This window comes from Halolamina rubra (assembly GCF_000739555.1).
Taxonomy (GTDB): domain Archaea; phylum Halobacteriota; class Halobacteria; order Halobacteriales; family Haloferacaceae; genus Halolamina; species Halolamina rubra.
On sequence record NZ_BBJN01000059.1, the window covers coordinates 1 to 21,555 of the forward strand.

Consider the following 21,555-nt stretch of genomic DNA (forward strand, 5'->3'; position numbering starts at 1 on the left):
CCCAGCCGACTCCTTCCGTCGTTTCACTCAGTCAGTCATCCCTCGCGCGCTCGTTCGCGCCGACGCGCTCACGTCGCGCGCCACCGCCTCGTGGTGCTGTTCGCAGTCGTGGACTTACGAGCCACAAAAACCGAAACTCGTCGCCCGAACTCGCCTACTCCGTGATGACGTTGGACTCGAGGTCGCGCGGGTAGTACGTCAGCCACTCGACGCCGTCCTCGGTGATTGCGATCGTGTCGGAGTGGCGGTACCCCTCGTCTTCGGTGTAGATGCCGGGCTCGATCGTGTACACCTGTCCGGGCTGCATCTCGGCGTCGGCGTCGTCGACGTGGTCGTAGTCGTCCCAGCCGCGGTCGATGTACGGCGGCTCGTGGCCGCCGAGGCCGATGTTGTGGCCGACGTGGTGCTGGGCGAGGTCGGTGATCCCCTGCTCCTCGAAGAACTCCCAGACCTGCTCGTCGACGTACGACAGCGGGACGCCCGGCCCGAGCGCGTCGATGGCGATCGTCTGGGCCTCGAGCATCAGCTCGAAGTAGTGCTCCTGCTCGTCGCTGACCTCGCCGACGAACATCGTCCGCTCGAGCTCGGAGCCGTAGCCGTCGACGTTCGCCGAGGCGCCCGTCACGAGCACGTCCCCCCGCTCCAGTCGCTCGTTCGGCGTGTGGCCGTGCGGGAGCGCGGTCTCGTGGGCGGAGATGTAGCCCGCGCGGGCCGGGCCGGAGGCGCGGACGTTCTCGACGAACTGGTCGCCCAGCGTGTCGAGCATCGCCCGCGAGGCCTCCATCGACGCCCGCTGGGAGACGGTCGCCGGGTGGGCGCCGGGCTCGGTGTACTCCGCGAGGTAGCGGTGGGCGAGGTTCCCCCACTTGGCGGACTCCCGGATCAGGTCGATCTCGGCGTCGGTCTTCTCCCAGCGCATCCGCGACACCCACGACTGGGTCTCCACGTCGACGAACTCCGAGAGGGCGGGCCCCTCGTACCCCATCACGCCCGGCGCGCCGTCGGCGTCGGCGGCGACGGTCTCGGCGCCGAGCCCCTCGAGCATCTCGGCGACGACCTCGATCGGGCGGCCCTGCGGGTAGTCGAAGTAGTGGTGGACGGCGTCGATGCGGTCGACCTCCTGGACGCGCTCGACCTCCAGGCGCGGCACGACGATCTCGATGCGGTCGTCGGTGACCGCGAGACAGACCGGGCGCTCGGTCTGGACGTGCTCGAAGCCGGAGACGTAGTGGATGCTCGTCGCGGAGAACCAGACGGCGGCGTCGGCGTCGGTGTTGGCGAGCTTCCCCCGGATCTCGCGGAGTCGGGTGCGGTACTCGGCGTCGGGCAGTTCGGTCGGCATGCGTGCCGAATCCACCCCAGCGAGCAAAAGCCTCCGGGTGTGCCCCGCGCTCTGCCGGGTCGTCGGCGCCGACGCGACCGCGCCGGCCGGGCGAGGGGACACCGCTCTCACCCCGACGATCACCCGATATCGACGAAACGCTTCCAGATCCATCGATAAACGGTTTCGACGCCGCTAACGGCTTCGTAAAACGTCAGTTACCGGGGCGGTAGGACCGTAAAACGGGGCGAAGCGACCTGTACGAAACTGACGTTATACGTGGTCCCCCGTCCATGGGTGGAGTAGAGACACCATGTCCACCTCCGAACCCTCCACGCTGTCGCGGGTCCGCGGCAGCGAGCTCCCCCGCTCGGCGGTCGCGTTCGCGGCGTCGATGCTCGGTCCCGTCCGCGCCGCGGCGTTCTGGGCCGCGGTCGGCCTCCCGCTGACGTACCTCCCGATGGTCGCCACCGGCGCGGTCTGGAACCAGCCAGCCCTGTTCAGTGCGCTGCTGGCGCTGAACGCCGTCGCGTTCCTCGTCGGCCACGACCACGACCCCGGGATGGCCTGATCGCCGAGCCGGGATCGATCGCGCGACGCCCGCGGACTCCCCCGCGTCCGCGGCGAGAAAGAAGGCGGCCGCGTCGCTACTCCAACTCCCCGTCGAGTCCCCACTCCGCGGCCCGCTGTTCGGCCTCCGCCCGGGCCTCTTCCTGGATCGCGGCGATGCGCTCCTCGTCCGCCAGGAACGACTCCAGCGCGCTGGCGTCGCCGTCGTGGGCGTCGTCGGGCGCCCGTTCCCGGGCCCGCTCGGCCAACGAGGGGTCGTCGGCCAACTCCTCGGCGGGCGCGCCCGGCGGCACCGAGAACTCGGCGGCGTCGTGAACCTCCGCGAGCGCGTCCGCGGGGAGTTCGTACAGTTCGACCGAGCAGGGGCCGGGCCCCGCGAGGGCGGCGAGGGCGTCGACGCCGCGGCTGTCGCCCTCGACCGGGCCGTCGCCACGCTCGCGGTCGTGGTCCTCGCCCGGTTCCTCTCCGCCTCCGGCCCCGCGTTCGCAGTAGGCGGCGCGGGGGACGCCCGCGGCGAACGTGACCACGCCCGGCTCGCCGTCGGCGAGCAGGGAGTCGGGCTCGATCCGGGCATAGCCCGTCAGCTCTCGGGAGAAGGCGGCTTCGAGCGCGCTCGCGACGCCGACCCGGGAGCGGACCAGTCGGCCCCGCGGGATCTCGAGGCCGGCGGCGTCGGGCCCGGTCATGGGGGCTCGGGGATCACCGCCGAGCGGAATCGATCGGCGACCGCGCCCTCGTCGCCGTCCTGCAGGTCGAGTCGGTCGGCCGCCCGGCGGTACGCCGCCGCCGCCGCGGAGTCGGGCGCGTGGGCGAGCAGGGGTTCGCCAGCCCGCCGGGCCGCCCGCGCGGCGTCGCTCTCGGGGACCGTCGCCAGCGTCGGGCCGCCGAAGTACTGCTCGGCCTGGTCGGCGACGCGGTCGATCGCCTCGTCGTCCTGCACGCGGTTGAACAGCACGCCCGCGGTCTCGGTGCCGTAGGAGCGGGCGTACTCCTGCACTTTCAGCCCGTCCGAGAGCGACGGGATGGTGGGCTGGAGGACGACAACCGTCCGATCAGCGAGCACCAGCGGGAGCACCGCCGACTGCGACCCCAGCGCGGCCGCGGAGTCGAGCAGGAGCACGTCGGTGTCCGCGGCCAGTTCGGCGACGACCGCCCGCAGGCGCGTCGGGTCGGCCTCCCGGAACGCCGCCAGCGAGGTGCCACAGGGGACGAGCGAGAGCCCGAACCGGTCGTAGACGGCGTCCTCGACGGCGGCGTCCGATTCCGCGAGCAGCAGGTCCTGCAGCGTCGTGTCGGCGTCCGCGAGCCCGGTGTGGAAACAGAGGTTCGCCATCCCGGTGTCGGCGTCGACGACCGTCACGTCGTGGTCGTCGGCGAGCGCCATCCCCAGGGCGAGCGTGCTGGTGGTCTTCCCCACCCCGCCCTTGCCGCTCGCGACCGCCAGCGCTTCGACCATACGCTCGTTCTCCCCGTTCTCGGGTTAAAAATTTCGCCCCGAGCCCCGGTTAGTTCCACCACGCGGCCAGCACGCGCCGCCAGTTCCCGTACGCGATCGCTTCCCGTTCGGCCCGGTCGAACCCGCGCGCTTCCAGCCCCGCGAGCACGTCCCGGAGCCCGCGAACGTCGCCGACGGCGTCGGGGATCGAGGCGCCGTCGAAGTCGGACCCGAGGCCGACGTGCTCGACGCCCATCCGGTCGGCGTAGTACTCGACGTGGTCCAGCAGCGTCGACAGCGAGGCGTCTTTCCCGCGTTCCCCGTCCGGACGGAGGTGGGCCGTGCCGAACGTGCAGCCGACGATCCCACCGCTGTCGGCGACCGCGTCGAGCTGGTCGTCGGTCAGGTTCCGCGACGACGGCGAGATCGCGTGGGCGCCGGCGTGGGAGACCACGAGCGGCGCGTCGACGGCTCCGGCCACGTCCCGGAACCCGGCGGCGTTCAGGTGCGCCAGATCGACGACGATCCCCAGCTCCTCGCAGGCCTCGACCAGGTCGAACCCCGCCTCGGTCAGCCCCGGGCCGATGTCGGGCGTGGCGCCGTGTTCGAACGGCACGCCGTGGGCGAAGGCGTTCGGGCGCGACCAGACGAGCCCGAGCGACCGGAGGCCGTTTTCGTATAGCGAATCGAGGTTTACGAGGTCCGGACTCACTGCTGCGGCGCCCTCGATGTGCGGAATCGCGCCGACCGCCTCGCCGTCGAGACAGGCCTCGAGCGCGGCGATATCGCCGACGACGCGGAACCGGTCGGTCGCGTCGGCCCAGTCGTGGAGAGTCGCGAACTGCTCGTCGACGACGCGGCGGGCGCGGTCGTGCTCGACCGCGGGCGGGAGCGTCTCGTAGTCGAGTTCGCCCTCGTTGGGGACGAACATCGCGAACACTCCGGCGGCGAGTCCGGCGTCCTCGGCGCGGGCGAGGTCGAGGTGGCCGTCGCCGCCCTCGCGGAGGAACTCGCCGCCCGCGCGGTCGCTGGTGGCGGCCAACAGCGTGTCGTTGTGGCCGTCGATGATCGGGAGCACGGGTTCACCCTCCGGCCCTGTCGACTCCAAAGTTCCGGCGCGAAGCGCCACCCTTCAAGCCGGTCGCCGCCCGGGATCCGGTATGAGCGAGACCGACGGCCTCTGTGTGGAGTCCTGCGAGCGCTGCCCCGCGCTGGTGGAGTCCCGGAGCCGGATCGTCAACGGCGTGGGCCCGGACGACGCCGACCTGCTGTTCCTGGGCGAGGCGCCCGGGCAGCAGGAGGACGAGGGCGGCGAGCCGTTCGTCGGGCGATCGGGCGACGTGCTCGACGAGGCGCTGCGGGACGCCGGGCTCTCACGGGCCGACGTGCGCATCACCAACTGCGTGCGCTGTCGGCCGCCGGAGAACCGGGACCCACACGTCGAGGAGCTGGAGAACTGCCGGGGGTATCTCGAGGCGGAGATCGCCGCCGTCGACCCGGATCTGGTGGTCACGCTGGGGAAAGTGCCGAGCGAGCACCTGCTCGACCGCTCCGTGGCGGTGACGAAGGAGGCCGGCGAGCTGCAGGACGTCCGCGTGGGCGAGCGCTCCCAGCGCGTGCTGATCTCGGTCCACCCCGCGGCGACGCTGTACGACGCCTCCCAGCGGGAGACGTTCTCGGCGGCCATCGCCCACGCCGCCGAACTCTCCGGGCTCGCGGACGCCGACGGCGGCCAGTCCCGGCTGGGCGACTACTGACGCCGCGGGTGATCGTCCCCGCTGGCGACTACCGACCCGCGGGTGACCGTTCCCGGCGGCGACTAGCGAGTTTTCTCCAGGAGCGCGCGCCACATCACCCCGTCGCCGTCGTCGTGGGGGCCCGCGACGGTGTCGACGACCGCCCACGGCGTCTCCGCGGCGGCGTCCCGGAGGCGTCGACGCCGAACAGCCGGAACAGTAGCGTGCGCCCCGTCTCGCCCTCGTACTCGCAGTGGTAGACGCGGTAGGCCAGCCCCGGTTCGGGGTCGTCCCGGACCGCGAACACGCCGGCCGCGACCGCCCGCTCGGGGTCGTAGCCGTCGATCAGCACCGTCGCTTCCGCCGTGGTCACGTACGCGAGATCGGCGAGGAACTGCCGGACGGCTCGCTGGCTGGTGGCGAGCTGGAGCTGGGAGCCGATGGCGAGTGCGGCGCCGAAGCGATCACGGTCGAACTGCTCGCGGAGCCCGAACATGTCGCCGACGCGGGCGTCCTCGACGCCGCGGTCGCGCATCGTCTCCACCAGGTGGTCGCTCCGGTCGATCGCGACGGTCTCGACGCGGTCCTGGAAGAACAGCGCGTCCCGCCCCGCGCCGGCGCCCATGTCCAGCAGCGGGCCGTCGACCCGCGGCTCGAACCAGTCTTCGGGCGTTCGCTCGCCGAAGTAGTACTCCTCGATAGCGTGCACTCGGGTTTCGGCGCCGTCGCGGTCGATCAGGGGCTCGGTCCGCTCGCCCCGGTGGTGGTCGCGGATCGCCCGCCCGTAGGGGTCGGCCATGGTCGGCGTTGGGACGGCGGTACTGAGAGCCTTGTGCGAATATGTGACACTATCGCACGCCGGGACGGAAAGTCACTTGAGCGCCGGAACCGCAGGCTCGCGTATGGACACGCACGTCGTCGTCGTCGACTACGGCCTCGGCAACCTCCGCAGCGTCACGGGGGGGCTCGAGCGGGCGGGGGCATCGGTGACGATCACGGACGATCCCGACCGGTTCGACGACGCCGACGGCGTCGTGCTCCCGGGCGTCGGGGCGTTCCGCGAGGGGATGGAGAACGCCGACCCCTACCGCGACGCGCTCGAAGACGTGGCGGCCTCGGACACCCCGCTGTTCGGGATCTGTCTCGGGATGCAGATGCTGCTCGCCGAGAGCGAGGAGGCCGAACACGCCGGCCAGGGCGCCGTCGAGGGGCTGGGGTTCGTCCCGGGCACGAACGTGCGCTTCCGCGGCGACCAGAAGGTGCCCCACATGGGGTGGAACGAACTGAACGTCGTCCGCGACCACCCGCTCGTGACCGGCGTCGACGGCGGCCGCGGCGGCTCCGTCGACGGCGAACACGCCTACTTCGTCCACTCCTACTACGCCGACCCCGAGGACGACCACGCGATCGTCGCCGAAACGGAGTACGGCGTCACGTTCCCCGCGGTCGTCGCCAACGACGACGGCACCGTGTTCGGCACGCAGTTCCACCCCGAGAAGAGCGGCGAGACCGGGCTGACGATCCTGAAGAACTTCGTCGACCTCTGCTGAGTCGGTCGGGCCGATTTGGTCGACCTTGCTGTTTTGGGCGCTTTAGGCAGCTCTCTGTAGCGATTACGCATCTCTGGAGTCGTTCCTCGGAGCCGTACCCGCCCAGGTAATAAATCATATAGCGCGATATAGAAATTTTCCAAGTCCCGTCAGCGTGGCCGTATCGCGAGCGCCGTCGCTCGTCGATCGTGAGAACGGGTTGTCGCCTCTCAGCGACTGAGAACCGTTAGTTCCGGACGACGTTCGTCGCGCGCGGACCCTTGTCTGCCTGTTCGATCTCGAACTCTACTTCTTCACCCTCCTCCAGGTCGGGGCCGCCGACGTCTTCCATGTGGAAGAACACGTCGTCGTCCGCGTCCTCAGTCTCGATGAAACCGTAGCCGCCCGTGTCGTTGAAGAAATCAACCGTACCGTTTGCCATTGCAAACAAACGTACACCGCTTCGGGGGATAACCCTTCCGAGAGTCGTGGTACCACGGCGTTCCCGACCGGTCGCCCGCCCCAGAACCGTTTTGCCGGTGCTGGCCGCAGGGGGCGTATGGACGCAGGGTTCGACGCCACCCTCAGGGCCGACGGCGTGGCGTTCGGCGCGCGCGACGCCGAACTGCTTCGGGCCGTCGACGACGCCGGCTCGCTGAACGCGGCGGCGTCGACGCTGGGGCGCTCCTACTCCCGGGCGCACGACCGCCTCACCGATCTGGAGGACGCCTTCGGCGCGCTGGTCGAACGCCAGCGCGGCGGCAGCGGCGGCGGCGGCAGCGCGCTCACCGACCGCGCCCGCGAGCTGCTGGCGGCGTTCGACCGCCTGCGCGCGGGCTACACCGCGATCGCGGAGACAACGGAGACGGTTTTCGACGGCGACGTGCGCGACCGCGAGGGGGAGCTGGGGATCGTCGCGACGGCCGCCGGCGAGGTCCGGGCGCTCGTGCCGCCCGACGCCGACGCCGTCGAGGTCGTCCTGCGGGCCGACGCGGTGACGCTGCACGACCCCACGGACGCGCCCGAGGGCGGCGAAACCAGCGCGCGCAACCGGTTCTCCGGGACGGTCGTCGAGGTGGAGCGCGGCGAGTCGGTCTGTCGGGTGTCGGTGGACGTGGGCGCCGACGCGCCGCTGTCCGCGCTGGTGACCGAGGAGAGCCGCGAGCGACTGGGGCTCGAACCCGGCCGCGAGGTGGTGGCGTCGTTCAAAGCGACGGCGACCCGCACGACTCCGCGCTGATCGGCAAGCGCGGTCGGTTCTGCCACGGTAGCCAACCCGCCACAAAGTTCTCCTGTGGCTGGCCAGTACGGCCTCGCGCAATGCTCGACGCCGAGTTCGAGGTGTGTACCGAGTGTGGCAACCTCCACATGGAGGGCTCCCCCGCGCCGGCACGCGTCGACGAGTGTGCCGTCTGTGACGGGCGAACCGAGGCGGTCGAACTCGACGACCTCGTCGGCCTGTAGCGGTTCCCTCCCGCCGACGCGCTTTTCCCGGCCCCTCGCAAAGGCCGGGGCATGCACGTGGTCACGCTGGGGCCGGCGGGGACGTACTCCCACCGCGCGGCGCAGTCGATCGCCGACGAGGGGGCGGTCAGCTTCCGCGAGTCGGTGACGGAGATCGTCGCGGCCGTCGCCGACGGCGAGTTCGAGCGCGGCGTCGTCCCCGTCGAGAACAGCATCGAGGGCTCGGTCGACGAGAGCCTCGACGCGCTGGCCGACCGGGAGGTGAGCGTCGTCCAGGAGGTCGTCTCGCCGATCCGGCACGCCCTGCTCGCCCAGGGCCCCGAGTTCGACACCGTCGCCTCCCACCCGCAGGCGCTGGCGCAGTGCCGGGAGTACCTGACGGAGAACTACCCCGACGTGGCCCAGGAGGCGGTGGCGTCGACGGCCCGCGGGGTCGAGCGCGCCCGCAAGGACCCGAGCGTGGCGGCGATCGGCCACCCCGCGAACGCCGGCTCGCCGGAGCCGGGAGCCGACGGCGACGACGACAACCACCCACTCCAGCGGATCGCCGAGAACATCCAGGACCGGGACTCCAACGCCACTCGGTTCCTCGTCGTCGCCCCCGAGAGCGAGCGCTCCCAGGCCGGCGGGAAGACCAGCCTCGTCGTCTACCCCGGCGCGAACTACCCCGGCCTGCTGCTCGAACTGCTGGAGGCGTTCGCGGACCGGGACATCAACCTCTCCCGGATCGAGTCCCGCCCGAGCGGCCGCCGCCTCGGCGACTACTGCTTCCACTTCGACATCGAGGCCGGGCTGTACGAGGCCCGCACCCAGGAGGCGCTGGCCGAGGTGGAGGCGATCTGTGCCGACGGCTGGGTCCGCCGCCTCGGCTCCTACGACACCAGCCACGTCGTCGAGTAGCGGGTTGGCGACCGCCGACCTGGCTGGCGGCAATCCTTAACAGCGCTCACCCCGTTTTCGTACGTATGCCCGACCGACGCGACCCGTTCGAGGAGATCGAGGAACTGTTCGAGCAGCTCAACTCCGGCTTCGCCGAGATGAGCGCGGAGTTCGACGCCGGCGGTGCCGGCGACATCCACGTCGACGTGGCCGACGCCGGCGACGAGATCGTCGTCACCGCGGACGTGCCGGGGTTCGACTCCGAGGAGATCGACGTGTCGGTCAGCGACCGACAGCTCCGCATCGCCGCCGAGCACAGCACGGAGACCGAGACGGAGGACGAGGAGACCCAGTACTACCGCCGCGAGCGCAGCCGGCGGTCGATCAGCCGGACGCTGTCGCTCCCCACCGACGTGGACGAACACGCCGCCGCCGCGAGCTACGAGAACGGCGTGCTCACGGTCGAACTCCCCAAGGCCGACGGCGACGACGGGATCGACATCGAGGTCAACTGACCCCCGTCGGCGGTTCTCCCGCCCTACTCGCGCAGCCAGCGCTGGACACCGAGATCGACCAGCACCGAGAACGCGAAGAACAGCGGCGGCACGAGCAGGTTGACGGCCCACTGGACCGAGGATCCGGTGGCGTAGTCCCAGACGACCAGCACGACGAACACCGCGAGCGCGGTCAGCAGCCGTCGACGCAGCGTCTTGCCGGCGATCTCCATACGCCACGGTCGGCGCTGTGGGGGAAGAAGCTCCCGGTCTCACCCCCGCCCCGCCGGCTGACCCACCGGTAGCGTTTTGACAGTTTTCGCCCAACCCGCGGCCGTGTCACCCGGCGTTTCCCAGCGCGTCGTCGCCGCGCTGTTCGGCGCGACCGCCGTCTGGCGGGCGCTCTCCGGCGTCGCGGCGGTGGTGCGCTGGCTCTGGCTCGGGGAGGTCGTCGGCAACGGCTCGATGGCGCTGCTGCTGACCTCGGTCGTCGTCGGCCCCGTCGTCGGCGCCGGGGCGGGCGACGCCGCGCTCCGCCGGGGGTTCTGGTCCCGGAGCCGCGCCGCCCACCGCCGGCGGGCCGCCGGGGTCGTGGCGCTGCTGGTGCTGCCGTTCCTCGTGACCGCAGCCGCCGGCTGGCTGCTCGGCGACGGGCCGGCGTCGCTGCCCCTGTACGGGGGCGTGACGCTCGCGGTGACGACGCTCGTGCTGCTGGTCGTGTTCGGCTCAGGCCGCGACCAGTGAGAGCACGGCGACGCCGGCGCCGACGGCGAGCACCGGGACGGCGGCGCCGAGGGTGAGATAGCCCGCGAGCGCGCCGAGCGTGACCGGAACCATCGCGAGGAGACAGAGGAGACCGAGCCCGAACGCCAGCAGGGGGGCGTCGTCGCGAACCGTCGAGGGAGTGCCGCCGGCGTTGGCCATTCGTGTCCGTGAGAGGGTGGGTTCGGTGCAAAAGGGCTTCGGTCAGGAAACGGCCGTGTGAACCGTCAGCACGCCACTCGACGGGCGATCCGCGGCGACTCGCTCGCTGCCGGCCGCGCCAGTCAGAACTGATGGGTATTTTTACCGCCGGACCGGCACTCTCGGGTATGGACTACGACCCGCAGGCGATAGAGGAGCGCTGGCGGCAGCGCTGGCGGGAGGAGGGCCGGTACGAGGCCGATCCTGCCGAGGGGGCGGACGGCGACGACGCGACGTTCGTCACGGTGCCGTACCCCTACCCCAGCGGCGGGATGCATATCGGCCACGCCCGCACGTACACGGTGCCGGACGCCTACGCCCGGTATCGACGCCAGCAGGGCGACAACGTGCTGTTCCCGATGGCGTGGCACGTCACCGGCACGCCGATCATCGGCGCCGTCGAGCGCCTGAAGAAGGGGGAGGCGGAGCAGCTCTCGGTGCTGCAGGACACGTACAACGTCCCCGAGGAGGACCTGAGCGACCTGGAGACGCCGATGGGCTTTGCTGAGTACTTCATCGAGGAGCACTACAAGAAGGGGATGAAGTCCCTGGGGCTCTCGGTCGACTGGCGCCGGGAGTTCACCACCAACGACGAGCGCTACTCGAAGTTCATCGAGTGGCAGTACCGGACGCTGAAGGAGAAGGGGCTGGTCGAGAAGGGGCTCCACCCGGTGAACTACTGCACCGACGAGGAGCAGCCAGTCACCACCCACGACCTGCTGGAGGGTGAGGACGCGGAGTTCCAGGAGTACACGCTGGTCCGGTTCCGCGGCGACAGTCCCGATAACGGCGACGCGGACCGAGCAGGCGCGTCGGACGACGGCGATGCCGTCTTCCCGATGGCGACGCTCCGCCCGGAGACGGTTCGGGGCGTCACGAACGCCTACGTCGACCCCGAGGCGACGTACGTCCGCGCGAGCGTCGACGGCGAGACGTGGGTTATCTCCGCGGACGCCGCCGAGAAGTTCGACCTGCAGGACCGCGAGGTCGAGATCGAGGCCGAGTTCGCCGGCGAGGCGATCGTCGGCACGACGGTCGCGAACCCGATCACCGGCGACGACGTGCTGATCCTGCCCGCCGGCTTCGTCGACGCCGACAACGCGACCGGCGTCGTGATGTCCGTCCCGGCGCACTCGCCGGACGACTACGTCGCGCTGCAGGAGCTGCAAGCGCGCGCCGACGACCTGACTGCGTACGGGATCGACCCCGACGCCGTCCGGGCGATCGAGCCGATCCCGATCCTCTCGATCGAGGGGTACGGCGAGATCCCGGCCAAGTCCGCGGTGGAAGAGCACGGCATCGCGTCGAGCGACGACCCCGCGCTGGAGGAGGCCACCAACGACCTGTACAACGCGGAGTTCCACTCCGGCGTGCTGAACGACGAGTACGGCGAGTTCGCCGGCGAGGTCGTCGAGGACGTGCGCGACGCGTTCCGCGAGCACCACGCCGGCGACGCGTTCGACACGATGCAGGAGTTCTCCGAGGAGGTCGTCTGTCGCTGCGGCGGCGACGTGGAGGTCGCCTACCAGGAGACGTGGTTCCTGCGCTACAACGACGAGGAGTGGCGCGAGAAGACCCTGCGCGCCATCGAGAACCTCGACGCGATCCCGGAGAACACCCGCGGCGAGTACGAACACACCGTCGGCTGGCTGAACGAGTGGCCCTGCATCCGGAACTACGGGCTGGGCACGCGCCTGCCGTGGGACCAGGAGTTCGTGATCGAGCCGCTGTCGGACTCGACGCTGTACATGTCCTACTACACGGTCGCCCCCCACATCCAGGACGTGCCCGTCGAGGATCTGGATCACGAGTTCTTCGACGCGATGTTCTACGGCGCCGACGCCGTCGACGACGCCGACCCGAAAGCCCTCGAACTGGGCGAGGAGTGGGACTACTGGTACCCGGTCGACTACCGGTTCTCGGGCAACGACCTGATCACGAACCACCTGACGTTCTACCTCTACCACCACGCCGAGTTCTTCCCCGAGCCGAAGTGGCCCCAGGGGATCGTCGTGATGGGGATGGGGCTGCTGGAGGGCCAGAAGATGTCCTCCTCGAAGGGCCACGTCGTCCTCCCGGGCGAGGCGATCGAGCGGTTCGGCGCCGACACGGTTCGGTTCTTCCTGCTGAACGCCTCCGAGCCGTGGCAGGACTACGACTGGCGCGAGGACGCCGTCGAGAGCACGCACGACCAGCTCCGGCGGTTCTACAACCGCGCGCAGGAGCTGATCGAGGGCCCCGCGGGCGACCGCGACGCGGTGACCGACGTGGACCGCTGGCTGCTGTCGAAGCTCCAGGCCACCATCGAGACGGCGACCGACGCGATGGAGCGCTCCGAGACCCGGACGGCGACGCAGGCGGCGTTCTACGGCTTCGACGAGCAGCTGAAGTGGTACCGTCGCCGTGCGGATCTGGACCGCCCGGGCGCGCGCTGGACGCTGCGACACGTTCTCGAGACGCGGCTGCGCCTGCTGGCGCCGTTCACGCCGTTCATGGCGAACGAACTACACGAGAAACTGACGGGCACGCCCGCCGAGGACGCGCCGTGGCCCGAGGTCGACGACGACCTGCGCGCCCCGGACCTGGAACTGGCGGAGGAGCGCGTGCAGGCGCTCGTCGACGACATCAACGAGGTCGCCGACGTGACCGACACCGACCCCGAGACGATCCGCATCTACGCCGCCGCCGACTGGAAGCGGCAGGTGTTCGACGCCGTCCGCGAGGTCGGCGCCGACGTGGGCGCGGTGATGAGCGAGGTGATGAGCGACCCCGACCTGCGCGAGCGCGGCAACGAGGTCAACGAGGTCGCACAGGACGCCGTCGAGTTCGCCCGTGACTACGACGACGAGGAGCTGGCGGATCTGTTGGCGATGGACGAGCAGGCGGCCTACGAGAACGCGGCGGCGTTCCTCGAACGCGAGTTCGGCGCCGACGTCGAGGTGTACGCCGAGGACGACGCCGACGTGGTCGATCCCGCGGATCGGGCCGGGAACGCGATCCCGTTCCGGCCGGCGATCTATCTGGAGTAGGAACGTCGGTCACCTTCGTCTCCGTGCGACGGCGAGCGTCGGGCCGTTCGCGACGGTTACGGGGAGTTCACGGACGGATCTCCTGTTCGAGGAGCGTGAACTGGCCGTCCTGCACGTCGACGAACACGAACTCCCCCAACTCCGTGGCGCCACTCGGGGGTTCGTTGACGCCGAGCACGACCTCGTTGTCCGAGCTGAACGAGGCGTACAGCGTATCGTCCGTGGACAGCGACTGGCCGAGGGTCGCGCTCCCGAACTGGGTCGACGAGAGGTTGACCCTGCTCCCGCTCGGAATCGAGCCGTTGACGAGGTCGAGTTCGACCGCGTCCGACCCGTCCGTGACGCCGACGTCGAACTGGACGCCGTTCTCTCGGGCACTCGAGGTCCACGACGGCGCCGACAGGTTCGTCGTCCCGACGCTCTCGGTCGTGATCGTCGCCTGCTGCTGCAGGGTCTGGTCGCCCCTGTCGACCGTGATCTCGAACGTCAGATCGTGCAGGTAGCCGGACTCGGTCACGGTGACGCTCGCAGTGAACGAGGACACTGCTTCCCCGGGGAACGCCCGTAGCAGCTGCTGCTCGCTCTCGATACCCGTCGTCTCGTACACCACGCCCTCGCCGGACGGGTGCTCGACGACTTCGATCGCCTCACTCCACTGCCCCCCCGCGAGGAGCCGGTCGGTCTGCGAAAGGTACAGCAGCTCCTGTGGGCCGGGTGCCCGATTGTCGATCCGATACCGCTGTTCGAACCCGGTGTCCATCTCGACGTAGCCGACGTCCTCGTCGGCCGGCGACCAGAGCCGTTCCGTCAAGCCATCCGAGCTCTCGACGCGGAGAACCCCGGCAGCACCGTAGCTGTTCTCAAGCTCCGTCGAGGTGGTGAAATCGCCCCTGTCGGCGGTCATCTCGATGCCGACCGTCGCGGACCCGCCGTCGATGATCGCCGTCCGGTGCGCGCTGAAGAGCTCTGTCGGATCGATACCGTCCCGCGTAGCGCCGTCGGGGTAGGGGAAGTTCTCCACTGTCGCCGGCTCCGGCGTCGGCTCCTCGGTCGCGGTGGCCGTCTCTGTCGGCGTCTCCGTTTCGGTATCGCTGGGCGTTCCGGTCGGGCTCGCCGTCTCCGTCCCTCCTCCTCCCGAACAGCCGGCGAGCAGGGCGCTTGCTGCGACAGCCGATCCCAAGAACAGTCGTCTCGAAACGTCGTCTTCCTCTGGCATGCTGTTTCGTGAAACCTCTCCGGATATTTATAAAATGTGAAAAGAGAAAAACGCCACACTGGAGTGCGACGAACGGTCGGAAATCACCTAACCGACAGGTCTGACGCGGCGTCTCCGTCGAAACGCGACGACCGTCTCAGGCCAGGCCGAGCAGGTCGAACCCCGTCCCGTTGTCGCGCTGGTTGGCGTGCTCGTACACCACGTGCGCGGCGGCGACGTCCTGGATCGCCAGCCCCGTCGAGTCGAACACCGTCACGCCGTCGTCGTCGGTCCGGCCGGGCTTGTCGCCGACGACGATCTGCCCGATCTCGCCGTACAGGTCGTCGTCGCCCAGCACGCCCTCGCTCCAGGGGACGTTGATCTCGCCGGAGTGGGTACACTGCGCGTAGTCGTCGATCACCAGCTTCGACGCCTGCAGCACGTCGTCGCTGATCTCGTGTTTCCCCTCGGCGTCGGCGCCCATCGCGTTGATGTGGGTGTGGTCGCCCACGTCCTCGGGGCCGAGGATCGGGTCGCGAACCGGCGTCACCGTCGAGAGCACGTCGCAGTGGCCGGCGTCGCTGGGGGTGCCCGAGCGGACGGTGAAGCGGTCCTCGAACGCCTCGACGAACTCGTTCACGCGGGCCTCGTCGAGGTCCGAGACGACGACCTCCTCGATGTCGCGGATCTCCGCGATCGCCTCCAGCTGAGTGTACGCCTGCACGCCGGCGCCGACGATCCCCATCGAACTGGCGTCCTCGACGGCGAGGTGGTCGGTGGCGACGGCGGCGGCGGCGCCGGTGCGCTGCATCGTGAGCTCGGTGCCGTCCATGATCGACAGCGGGAACGCGTTCTCGGGCTCGGAGTAGATCATCGTCCCCATCACCGTCGGCAGGTCGAACTGCTCCTCGTTGTCGGTGTGGACGTTGACCCACTTGATGCCCGCGGCGTCCCACTCGCCCGTGTCGAGGTAGGCGGGCATCGACCGGAAGTCGCCGTTGTACTGCGGCAGGTCGATGTAGGACTTCGCGGGCATCTTCGCGTTCCCGTTCTCGTAGGCGGCGAAAGCCTCCTCGATGGCCGGGATCAGCTCCGCCATCGACGTGTTGTGGTGGACGTCCTCGCTGTTGAGAAGCAGCGTCTCCATAGCCCCGAGTACCGAGGGCGGCCCCTTAATTCTGTCACAATCCGCCGCAGTCGCCGGTGATCGCCGCCGAACGCCGGCTCAGCCCTCGAAGCCGCCCGCGGCCAGCGCGTCGTCGACGCTCGCGTCGTCGTGGATCACCGCCGACACCGCGCTGGCGATGGCCTCGGGCCGTTCGTGCTGGAAGATCGACCGCCCCATCGACACCCCGCTGGCGCCGGCGTCCATCGCCCCGCGGACCATCTCGACGGTCTCGCGGTTCGTCCCCTTGCTCCCGCCGGCGATCAGCACCGGCAGCTCCGTCGACTCGACGACGCGCTCGAAGGTGTCGGCGTCGCCGGAGTAGCCCGTCTTCACCAGGTCCGCGCCGAGTTCCTCGCCGAGGCGGACCGCGTGGCCCAGCGACTCGGGGTCGGTGCTGTCGACGCCCTCGCCGCGGGCGTACGTCATCGCCAGCACGGGCATGCCGAACTCGCGGGCCTGCTTCGTCAGCTCGGCCAGCTGTTCGATCTGTTTGGGCTCGTACTGGCTCCCCACGTTGAGGTGGAGCGAGACGGCGTCGGCGCCGGCCTGGACGGCCTCCTTCACCGTCCCCGTCACGCGCTTGTCGTCCTCGTCGGGGCCGATCGTAGTCGAGGCGTTGAGGTGGACCACGTAGCCCGCGCCGTTCTTGTTCGGGTGGACGCGGGGGGCGATCCCCTTCTGGGTGAGGACGGCGTCGGCGCCGCCGCGGGTGACGGCGTCGACGGTCGATTCGATGTCGGCCAGCCCCTGGACGGCGCCCATCGTGATGCCGTGGTCCATCGGCACCATCAGGACGTTCCCGTCGGTGGAGAGGCGGTCGAGTCGGGCGGCTCTGCCGGCGTCGGTCGGTGTGAGTCGTGTCATGGCTGGTGTGAGTGTGACGGCGCGCTGGCGCCGTCTCGGCTGGTGTGCTACTCTGTGGCAACCGGGGGCTTGAGGGTTGCGTTCCCGGCCGCCCTATTCGCCTTGCGCTTCCGGCGATTCACGGGCGCCGCGGACCGCGCCCCGCTTCAGTTCGCGGGCCTTCTCCCGGAGGTCGGCGGCCACGTCGGCGGTCGGGCGGTCGTTCTCGACGCCGTCGGCGACGATGTCGACGAGCGCGGAGCCGACGATGATGCCGTCGGCGCCCGCCGAGACGACGCGGGCGGCGTGGTCGCCCGAGGAGATGCCGAAGCCGACGGCCTTGGGAACGTCCCAGTCCGCGATCCGGGCGAGGCTCTCGGCGGTCTGGTCGGAGACGTCGGCCTGCGCGCCCGTGACGCCCAGACGGGCCTGGACGTACACGTAGCCCGAGACCTGCTCGCGGATGGTCGCGAGTCGGTCGTCGGTCGTCGTCGGCGCGACGATGAACACGAGGTCGAGGTCGAACTCGTCGCAGGCCGCCCGCAGCTCGTCGGCCTCCTCCGCCGGCAGGTCCGGGATGACGAACCCGTCGATGCCGACCTCGGCGGCGCGCTTCACGAACGGCCGCGGGCCGGGCGCCTCGTAGTCACCCTCGCCCGCCTTGGTGCCGGACTCGGCGCCGTAGCGGAAGAGGAGGTTGTAGTAGGTCATGCAGACCAGCGGCACGTCCACGTCGAGGTCGTCGACGAACTCGAAGTACGCCTCGGGGGTGATCCCGCCCGAGAGCGAGCGGACGACCGCCTGCTGGATCGTCGGCCCCTCCGCGATGGGTTCGGAGAACGGCAGCCCCAGTTCGATACAGTCGGCGCCGCCCTTGACGAGCGCCTCGACGTAGGCTTTCGAGGACGGGAGGTCCGGGTCGCCGACCGCGAGGTAGGGGATGAACGCGGGGTCGTCGCCCGCGAACGCCTCGGGGAGCCGGCTCATAGCCCCCCCGCGAACTCGCTCATGTCCGGCGCGTTCGGAATGTCGCGCTTGTCGGTCTCCTCGATGACGGTCTCCAGGTCCTTGTCGCCGCGGCCGGAGAGGTTGACGACGATGCGGTCGCCGAGGTCGTCGGCGGCCTCGTCGTCGCCGTCAGCAGCCGGCCCCAACACCTGCTCCAGGAACGCCAGCGCGTGGGCGCTCTCGAGTGCGGGGATGATCCCCTCCTCCTGCGAGAGTCGGTGGAACGCCTCGAGCGCGGCGTCGTCGCCGACGTTGACGGCGTCGACGCGGTCCTCGTCGACGAGGTGTGCGAGCTCCGGCCCCACGCCGGCGTAGTCGAGGCCGGCGGAGACGGAGTGGGACTCGACGATCTGGCCCCACTCGTCCTGCAGCACCTTCGTCCGCGCGCCGTGGAGCACGCCCTGCCCGCCCGTCGAGAGCGAGGCGGAGTTGGGGGCGACCCCCTCCTCCTCGTCGACGGCGAGCGAGGAGCCGCCGGCCTCGACTGCGAGGAGGTTCACGTCCTCGTCGTCGACGAACCGGGCGAACGCGCCCATCGTGTTCGACCCGCCGCCGGCGCAGGCGACGACGGAGTCTGGGAGCGTGCCGAACTTCTCGCGGGACTGCTTCCGCGCCTCCTCGCTGATGACGGACTGGAACTCCCGGACCATCTCCGGGAACGGCGCGGGGCCGACGACGCTGCCGACGACGTAGTGGGTGTCGTCGACGTTGGTCGCCCAGTCGCGCATCGTCTCGCTGATCGCCTCCTTCAGGGTGCCTCGGCCCGCCGTTACCGGGTTCAGCTCGGCGCCGTTGATGCGCATCCGGAACACGTTGGGGCGCTGGCGCCCGATGTCGGTCTCGCCCATGTAGATCTCGCAGGGCATGTCGAGGTGGGCCGCCGCCATCGCCGTCGCGGTGCCGTGCTGGCCGGCGCCGGTCTCGGCGACGATGCGCTCCTTCCCCATGTACTTCGCCAACAGCACCTGCCCGAGCGCGTTGTTGAGCTTGTGGGCGCCGCCGTGGAGCAGGTCCTCGCGCTTGAGGTAGATCTCCCGGCCGTAGCGGTCCGAGAGGTGCTCGGCGTGCTGCAGCGGCGTCGGCCGGCCGCCGAAGTCGCGCAGGCGCTCCCGGAACTCGTCCATAAACCCGTCCTCGTTCTCCAGCACGTAGCGCTCGTAGGCGTCCCGCAGCTCCTCGATGGCGGGCATCAGCGCCTCCGGTACGTACTGGCCACCGTACTCCCCGAACTTCCCGTCCGCAGTTGAATCAGAGCTCATGCGTTGACGAACCGTGTCGTGTTCTCACGTGGGTCACCGTCCATGATAGCCGTGCCGATGAGCAGGCCGTCCGCGCCCGCCTCGCGCATCCGCCGCGCGTCCGCCGGCGTCGAGATGCCGGACTCCGCGAGCAGGGTCGCCTCCTCCGGCACCGCGGGCGCGACCGCCTCGAACGTGCCCAGATCGACCTCCAGCTCCGCCAGGTCGCGGTTGTTGACGCCGATGATCTCGGCGCCGGCGGCGACGGCGCGCTCGACCTCGGCCTCGCTGTGGACCTCGACCAGCACCTGCATCCCGCGCTCCCGGGCGGCGTCGACCATCGGCGCGAGGTCGTCACCGAGGAAGCGGGCGATCAGCAGCACCACGTCCGCCGCGACCGCGTCAAGCTGGGCCTCCGTCAGGAGGAAATCCTTGCGCAGGACGGGCACGTCGACGGCCTCGCGGACCCGCCGGTAGTTCTCGACCGACCCGCCGAAGTGGTCGGGCTCGGTCAGCACCGAGAGCGCGGCGGCGCCCCCGGCGACCATCGCCTCGGCCAGTTCGACCGGGTCGCGGTCGCTCTCGCCCGCCGTGGTCGGGCTGGTGGGTTTCACCTCGGCGACGACGGGGGTCCGCCCCTCGCCCTCGGCGGCCGCGAACGCTTCCGGGAGCGACCGGGCGTCGTCGACGGCGACCCGGGACTCGCCGCCCTCGCGCTCCCTCGCCGCCTCGAGGATGGAGCGAACCGCGGGGGCCATCTCCTCGCTGCTGTTCATACTTGTACACTAATGTACGGAACTGTTCAAAAGGCTTGCGAACCCGGCCCCCTCGGCAGGCGCCGCCGCGGGGTTCAAGGCAGCGAGCGTCCTCCTCTCGGCCGATGGAAGACGCCGGCATCTACGCGCGGGAGTTGGACACGCTCGGCCGCCCCGTCCAGATCGCGGTCGCCAGCAGCCAGGTGATCGACGTGTCGTTCCCCGAGGCGATCCCGGACGACGCGGAACCGAACCACCCGATCCTCGACCGCCTGTTCGACTACCTCGACGGCGCCGAAGACGACTTCGCGGACGTGGAGATCGCGATCACGGTCCCGACGGACCAGCGCGCCGTCCTCGACGCCGTCTGCCAGATCCCCTACGGCGAGACGGGGAACACGGTGCAGGTCGCCCACATGGCGAACCTGAACCCGGACGACGAGGACGACGCCGGGACGGTCAGACGCGCGCTCCGCGCCAACCCCGTCCCGATCTTCGTCCCGGACCACCGCGTCGACGACGCGCCCGGCGCGACGCCGAGCGACGTGGCGGCGACGCTCCGGCGCATCGAGCGGTAGCGAGGGTTCGAGTAGGAGAGCGCGACCAGCCACCCCGAAAGCGGCGGCGCCGATCAGTACAGCCGGAGCAGGAAGTAGGCGACGGCGATGAGGAACAGCGCCTGCCCGGCGGTCGCGACCGCCCCGATCCCGAAGTTCACGCCGCCGCCGTACGCCGCCGCCGCGCCGAGAAAGAGCGCGCTGTTCCCGACGGCGTTCACCCGTGGGCCGGTGTGAACCGCCAGCGAGCGGTAGCTCGCGACGACGGTGACCGCGAGCATCGCCAGCGCGAGCAGCTCCTCGACCGTCCCGGTTCCGTACCGGACGCGATACCCCCCGAACACGACGAGCGCGACGCCGACGAAGCCGGAGAGCACGCTGCCGGCTCGTACGAGTCGATCCCCCATCTGGCCCGAACGGAGACGGCGTAATCACTTAACGGCGGCGGGTTCCCCGGCGCCGGCCGTCGACTACTCGCCGGTCGGGTAGTCGGCCGCGAGCACGTCCTCGACCGACTCCTCCTCGCTCTCGGGGCTCACGCTCCCCGTCTGGTACCCCGCCAGGTCGAGCGTGACGTGGTCGAACCCGATCTCGGTGAGCCGCTCCCGGGCGGCGGCGGCGAACTCGGGGTCGAGCGCGACGTGGAGCTCGTCGGCGCCGACCTCGATGCGGGCGAGCCCGTCGTGGTCCCGCACTCGGAACTGGGAGAACCCCCACTCCCGGAGCAGCGCCTCCGCGCGCTCGATCCGGGTGAGCTTCTCCTCGGTCACCTCGAGCCCGGTCGGGATCCGCGAGGAGAGACACGCCATCGAGGGCTTCTCCGCGACCGAGAGCCCGTACCGCTCGGCGGCCTCGCGGACCTCCTGCTTCGTGATCCCGTGGGCCAGAAGCGGCGAGGCAACGTCGAGCTCGTCGACGGCCTGCAGCCCGGGCCGGTGGCCGCCGTCGGTGTCGTCGGCGTTGGTGCCGTCACAGACGGTGCCGATCCCCAGCTCTTCGGCGGCCTCGTACATCCGGCCGAGCCGCATCGTCCGGCAGTGGTAACACCGGTCGCCGTCGTTCTCGACGAACTCGGGGTCCTCGAGCTCGGAGAACTCGACGATCTCGTGACGGATGCCGATCTCGTCGGCGACCCGTTTCGCGTCGTCCAGCTCCGCCGCCGGCAGCGTCTCGCTTTTCGCGGTGCAGGCGACGGCGTCGTCGCCCAGCGCGTCGTGGGCCAGCGCGGCGACGACGCTCGAGTCGACGCCGCCGGAGAAGGCGACGAGCACGCCGTCGCGACCGGCGAGATCGTCGCGAGCGGCGGTCAGTTTCGCGTCGAGGGACATGGCGGGAGTACCGACCCGCCGGTCAAAAGGGCGTCGTCGCGCG

Annotated in this window: 25 protein-coding genes and 1 pseudogene; 10 read left to right on the forward strand and 16 right to left on the reverse strand. The window is 70.5% G+C overall.

What is annotated here, in order from left to right; all coding sequences use genetic code 11:
- Positions 1–154: 154 nt before the first annotated feature.
- On the reverse strand, positions 155–1,342 hold the full coding sequence (locus tag ACP95_RS14420) for a M24 family metallopeptidase (RefSeq protein WP_049981871.1): 1,188 nt from the start codon (positions 1,340–1,342) through the stop codon (positions 155–157).
- 292 nt (positions 1,343–1,634) lie between these two features.
- Between ACP95_RS14420 and ACP95_RS14425 the strand changes: the two genes are divergently transcribed.
- A complete protein-coding gene (locus ACP95_RS14425; protein WP_049981872.1) occupies positions 1,635–1,892 on the forward strand; it encodes a hypothetical protein in 258 nt (85 codons plus the stop codon).
- Positions 1,893–1,968: 76 nt separating this feature from the next.
- On the opposite strand, the gene ACP95_RS14430 is transcribed toward ACP95_RS14425, so the two are convergent.
- Genes ACP95_RS14430 through ACP95_RS14440 form a run of 3 tightly spaced genes read right to left on the reverse strand, consistent with a single transcriptional unit; the run spans position 1,969 to position 4,404 of the window.
- Positions 1,969–2,577 carry a hypothetical protein gene (locus ACP95_RS14430; protein ID WP_049981873.1) on the reverse strand — a complete coding sequence of 203 codons (609 nt, stop codon included), beginning with the start codon at positions 2,575–2,577 and terminating at the stop codon, positions 1,969–1,971.
- Entirely contained in the window at positions 2,574–3,347 is a 774-nt protein-coding gene (locus ACP95_RS14435) for a nucleotide-binding protein (RefSeq protein ID WP_049981874.1), read from the reverse strand. Before ACP95_RS14435 ends, ACP95_RS14430 begins: the two co-directional genes overlap by 4 nt.
- A gap of 49 nt (positions 3,348–3,396) precedes the next feature.
- On the reverse strand, positions 3,397–4,404 hold the full coding sequence (locus ACP95_RS14440; protein ID WP_049981875.1) for a dipeptidase: 1,008 nt from the start codon (positions 4,402–4,404) through the stop codon (positions 3,397–3,399).
- 82 nt (positions 4,405–4,486) lie between these two features.
- On the opposite strand from ACP95_RS14440, the gene ACP95_RS14445 reads away from it, so the two are divergent.
- Positions 4,487–5,083 (forward strand): uracil-DNA glycosylase, encoded by a 597-nt coding sequence (locus ACP95_RS14445; protein WP_049981876.1) that lies wholly within the window; start codon positions 4,487–4,489, stop codon positions 5,081–5,083.
- Positions 5,084–5,145: 62 nt separating this feature from the next.
- On the opposite strand, the pseudogene ACP95_RS14450 reads toward ACP95_RS14445, so the two are convergent.
- Positions 5,146–5,861, reverse strand: a pseudogene (locus ACP95_RS14450) (class I SAM-dependent methyltransferase).
- Positions 5,862–5,964: 103 nt separating this feature from the next.
- Between ACP95_RS14450 and hisH the strand changes: the two are divergent.
- A complete protein-coding gene (gene hisH, locus ACP95_RS14455; protein WP_049981877.1) occupies positions 5,965–6,612 on the forward strand; it encodes an imidazole glycerol phosphate synthase subunit HisH in 648 nt (215 codons plus the stop codon).
- Positions 6,613–6,838: 226 nt separating this feature from the next.
- Here hisH and ACP95_RS14460 read toward each other — a convergent pair whose 3' ends face one another.
- Positions 6,839–7,033: a cold-shock protein gene (locus tag ACP95_RS14460; protein WP_049981878.1), complete on the reverse strand. Its 195-nt coding sequence runs from the start codon at positions 7,031–7,033 to the stop codon at positions 6,839–6,841.
- A 117-nt stretch (positions 7,034–7,150) separates the two neighbouring features.
- Between ACP95_RS14460 and ACP95_RS14465 the strand changes: the two genes are divergently transcribed.
- From ACP95_RS14465 to ACP95_RS14475, 4 genes are all read left to right on the forward strand, one after another.
- Positions 7,151–7,831, forward strand: coding sequence for a TOBE domain-containing protein (locus tag ACP95_RS14465; protein WP_049981879.1), 681 nt, complete (start codon positions 7,151–7,153; stop codon positions 7,829–7,831).
- Between the two features lie 80 nt (positions 7,832–7,911).
- Entirely contained in the window at positions 7,912–8,055 is a 144-nt protein-coding gene (locus tag ACP95_RS16195) for a hypothetical protein (RefSeq protein WP_202593847.1), read from the forward strand.
- A gap of 51 nt (positions 8,056–8,106) precedes the next feature.
- On the forward strand, positions 8,107–8,955 hold the full coding sequence (pheA, locus tag ACP95_RS14470; RefSeq protein WP_049981880.1) for a prephenate dehydratase: 849 nt from the start codon (positions 8,107–8,109) through the stop codon (positions 8,953–8,955).
- Between the two features lie 65 nt (positions 8,956–9,020).
- Complete coding sequence (locus ACP95_RS14475) at positions 9,021–9,449, forward strand: Hsp20/alpha crystallin family protein (protein ID WP_049981881.1); 429 nt, start codon at positions 9,021–9,023, stop codon at positions 9,447–9,449.
- Positions 9,450–9,472: 23 nt separating this feature from the next.
- Here ACP95_RS14475 and ACP95_RS14480 read toward each other — a convergent pair whose 3' ends face one another.
- Positions 9,473–9,661 (reverse strand): hypothetical protein, encoded by a 189-nt coding sequence (locus tag ACP95_RS14480; protein WP_049981882.1) that lies wholly within the window; start codon positions 9,659–9,661, stop codon positions 9,473–9,475.
- 103 nt (positions 9,662–9,764) lie between these two features.
- Between ACP95_RS14480 and ACP95_RS14485 the strand changes: the two genes are divergently transcribed.
- Positions 9,765–10,172, forward strand: coding sequence for a hypothetical protein (locus tag ACP95_RS14485; RefSeq protein ID WP_049981883.1), 408 nt, complete (start codon positions 9,765–9,767; stop codon positions 10,170–10,172).
- On the opposite strand, the gene ACP95_RS14490 is transcribed toward ACP95_RS14485, so the two are convergent.
- Positions 10,155–10,352 (reverse strand): hypothetical protein, encoded by a 198-nt coding sequence (locus tag ACP95_RS14490; RefSeq protein WP_049981884.1) that lies wholly within the window; start codon positions 10,350–10,352, stop codon positions 10,155–10,157. The genes ACP95_RS14485 and ACP95_RS14490 overlap by 18 nt on opposite strands.
- 167 nt (positions 10,353–10,519) lie before the next feature.
- Here ACP95_RS14490 and leuS point away from each other — a divergent pair, with 167 nt between their 5' ends.
- Entirely contained in the window at positions 10,520–13,420 is a 2,901-nt protein-coding gene (gene leuS / locus ACP95_RS14495) for a leucine--tRNA ligase (RefSeq protein WP_049981885.1), read from the forward strand.
- A 67-nt stretch (positions 13,421–13,487) separates the two neighbouring features.
- On the opposite strand, the gene ACP95_RS14500 is transcribed toward leuS, so the two are convergent.
- From ACP95_RS14500 to trpC, 6 genes are all read right to left on the reverse strand, one after another.
- On the reverse strand, positions 13,488–14,636 hold the full coding sequence (locus ACP95_RS14500) for a hypothetical protein (RefSeq protein WP_154018556.1): 1,149 nt from the start codon (positions 14,634–14,636) through the stop codon (positions 13,488–13,490).
- Between the two features lie 136 nt (positions 14,637–14,772).
- A complete protein-coding gene (locus tag ACP95_RS14505) occupies positions 14,773–15,762 on the reverse strand; it encodes an ornithine cyclodeaminase family protein (RefSeq protein ID WP_049981887.1) in 990 nt (329 codons plus the stop codon).
- A 78-nt stretch (positions 15,763–15,840) separates the two neighbouring features.
- Positions 15,841–16,647 carry a 2-amino-3,7-dideoxy-D-threo-hept-6-ulosonate synthase gene (locus ACP95_RS14510; protein WP_049981888.1) on the reverse strand — a complete coding sequence of 269 codons (807 nt, stop codon included), beginning with the start codon at positions 16,645–16,647 and terminating at the stop codon, positions 15,841–15,843.
- Positions 16,648–16,740: 93 nt separating this feature from the next.
- The gene (trpA, locus tag ACP95_RS14515; protein ID WP_049981889.1) at positions 16,741–17,613 is read right to left on the reverse strand and encodes a tryptophan synthase subunit alpha; all 873 of its coding nucleotides are present in this window, start codon (positions 17,611–17,613) and stop codon (positions 16,741–16,743) included.
- Positions 17,610–18,893: a tryptophan synthase subunit beta gene (gene trpB, locus ACP95_RS14520; RefSeq protein WP_049981890.1), complete on the reverse strand. Its 1,284-nt coding sequence runs from the start codon at positions 18,891–18,893 to the stop codon at positions 17,610–17,612. Before trpB ends, trpA begins: the two co-directional genes overlap by 4 nt.
- A complete protein-coding gene (gene trpC, locus ACP95_RS14525; RefSeq protein WP_049981891.1) occupies positions 18,890–19,648 on the reverse strand; it encodes an indole-3-glycerol phosphate synthase in 759 nt (252 codons plus the stop codon). The genes trpB and trpC overlap by 4 nt, the downstream gene beginning before the upstream one ends.
- A 104-nt stretch (positions 19,649–19,752) precedes the next feature.
- On the opposite strand from trpC, the gene ACP95_RS14530 reads away from it, so the two are divergent.
- Positions 19,753–20,205 (forward strand): MGMT family protein, encoded by a 453-nt coding sequence (locus ACP95_RS14530; protein WP_049981892.1) that lies wholly within the window; start codon positions 19,753–19,755, stop codon positions 20,203–20,205.
- A gap of 53 nt (positions 20,206–20,258) precedes the next feature.
- Here ACP95_RS14530 and ACP95_RS14535 read toward each other — a convergent pair whose 3' ends face one another.
- Together ACP95_RS14535 and larE are read right to left on the reverse strand one after the other, a co-directional pair.
- Positions 20,259–20,591, reverse strand: coding sequence for a hypothetical protein (locus tag ACP95_RS14535; RefSeq protein ID WP_049981893.1), 333 nt, complete (start codon positions 20,589–20,591; stop codon positions 20,259–20,261).
- A gap of 63 nt (positions 20,592–20,654) precedes the next feature.
- Positions 20,655–21,512 (reverse strand): ATP-dependent sacrificial sulfur transferase LarE, encoded by an 858-nt coding sequence (gene larE / locus ACP95_RS14540; protein ID WP_049981894.1) that lies wholly within the window; start codon positions 21,510–21,512, stop codon positions 20,655–20,657.
- Positions 21,513–21,555 lie beyond the last annotated feature (43 nt).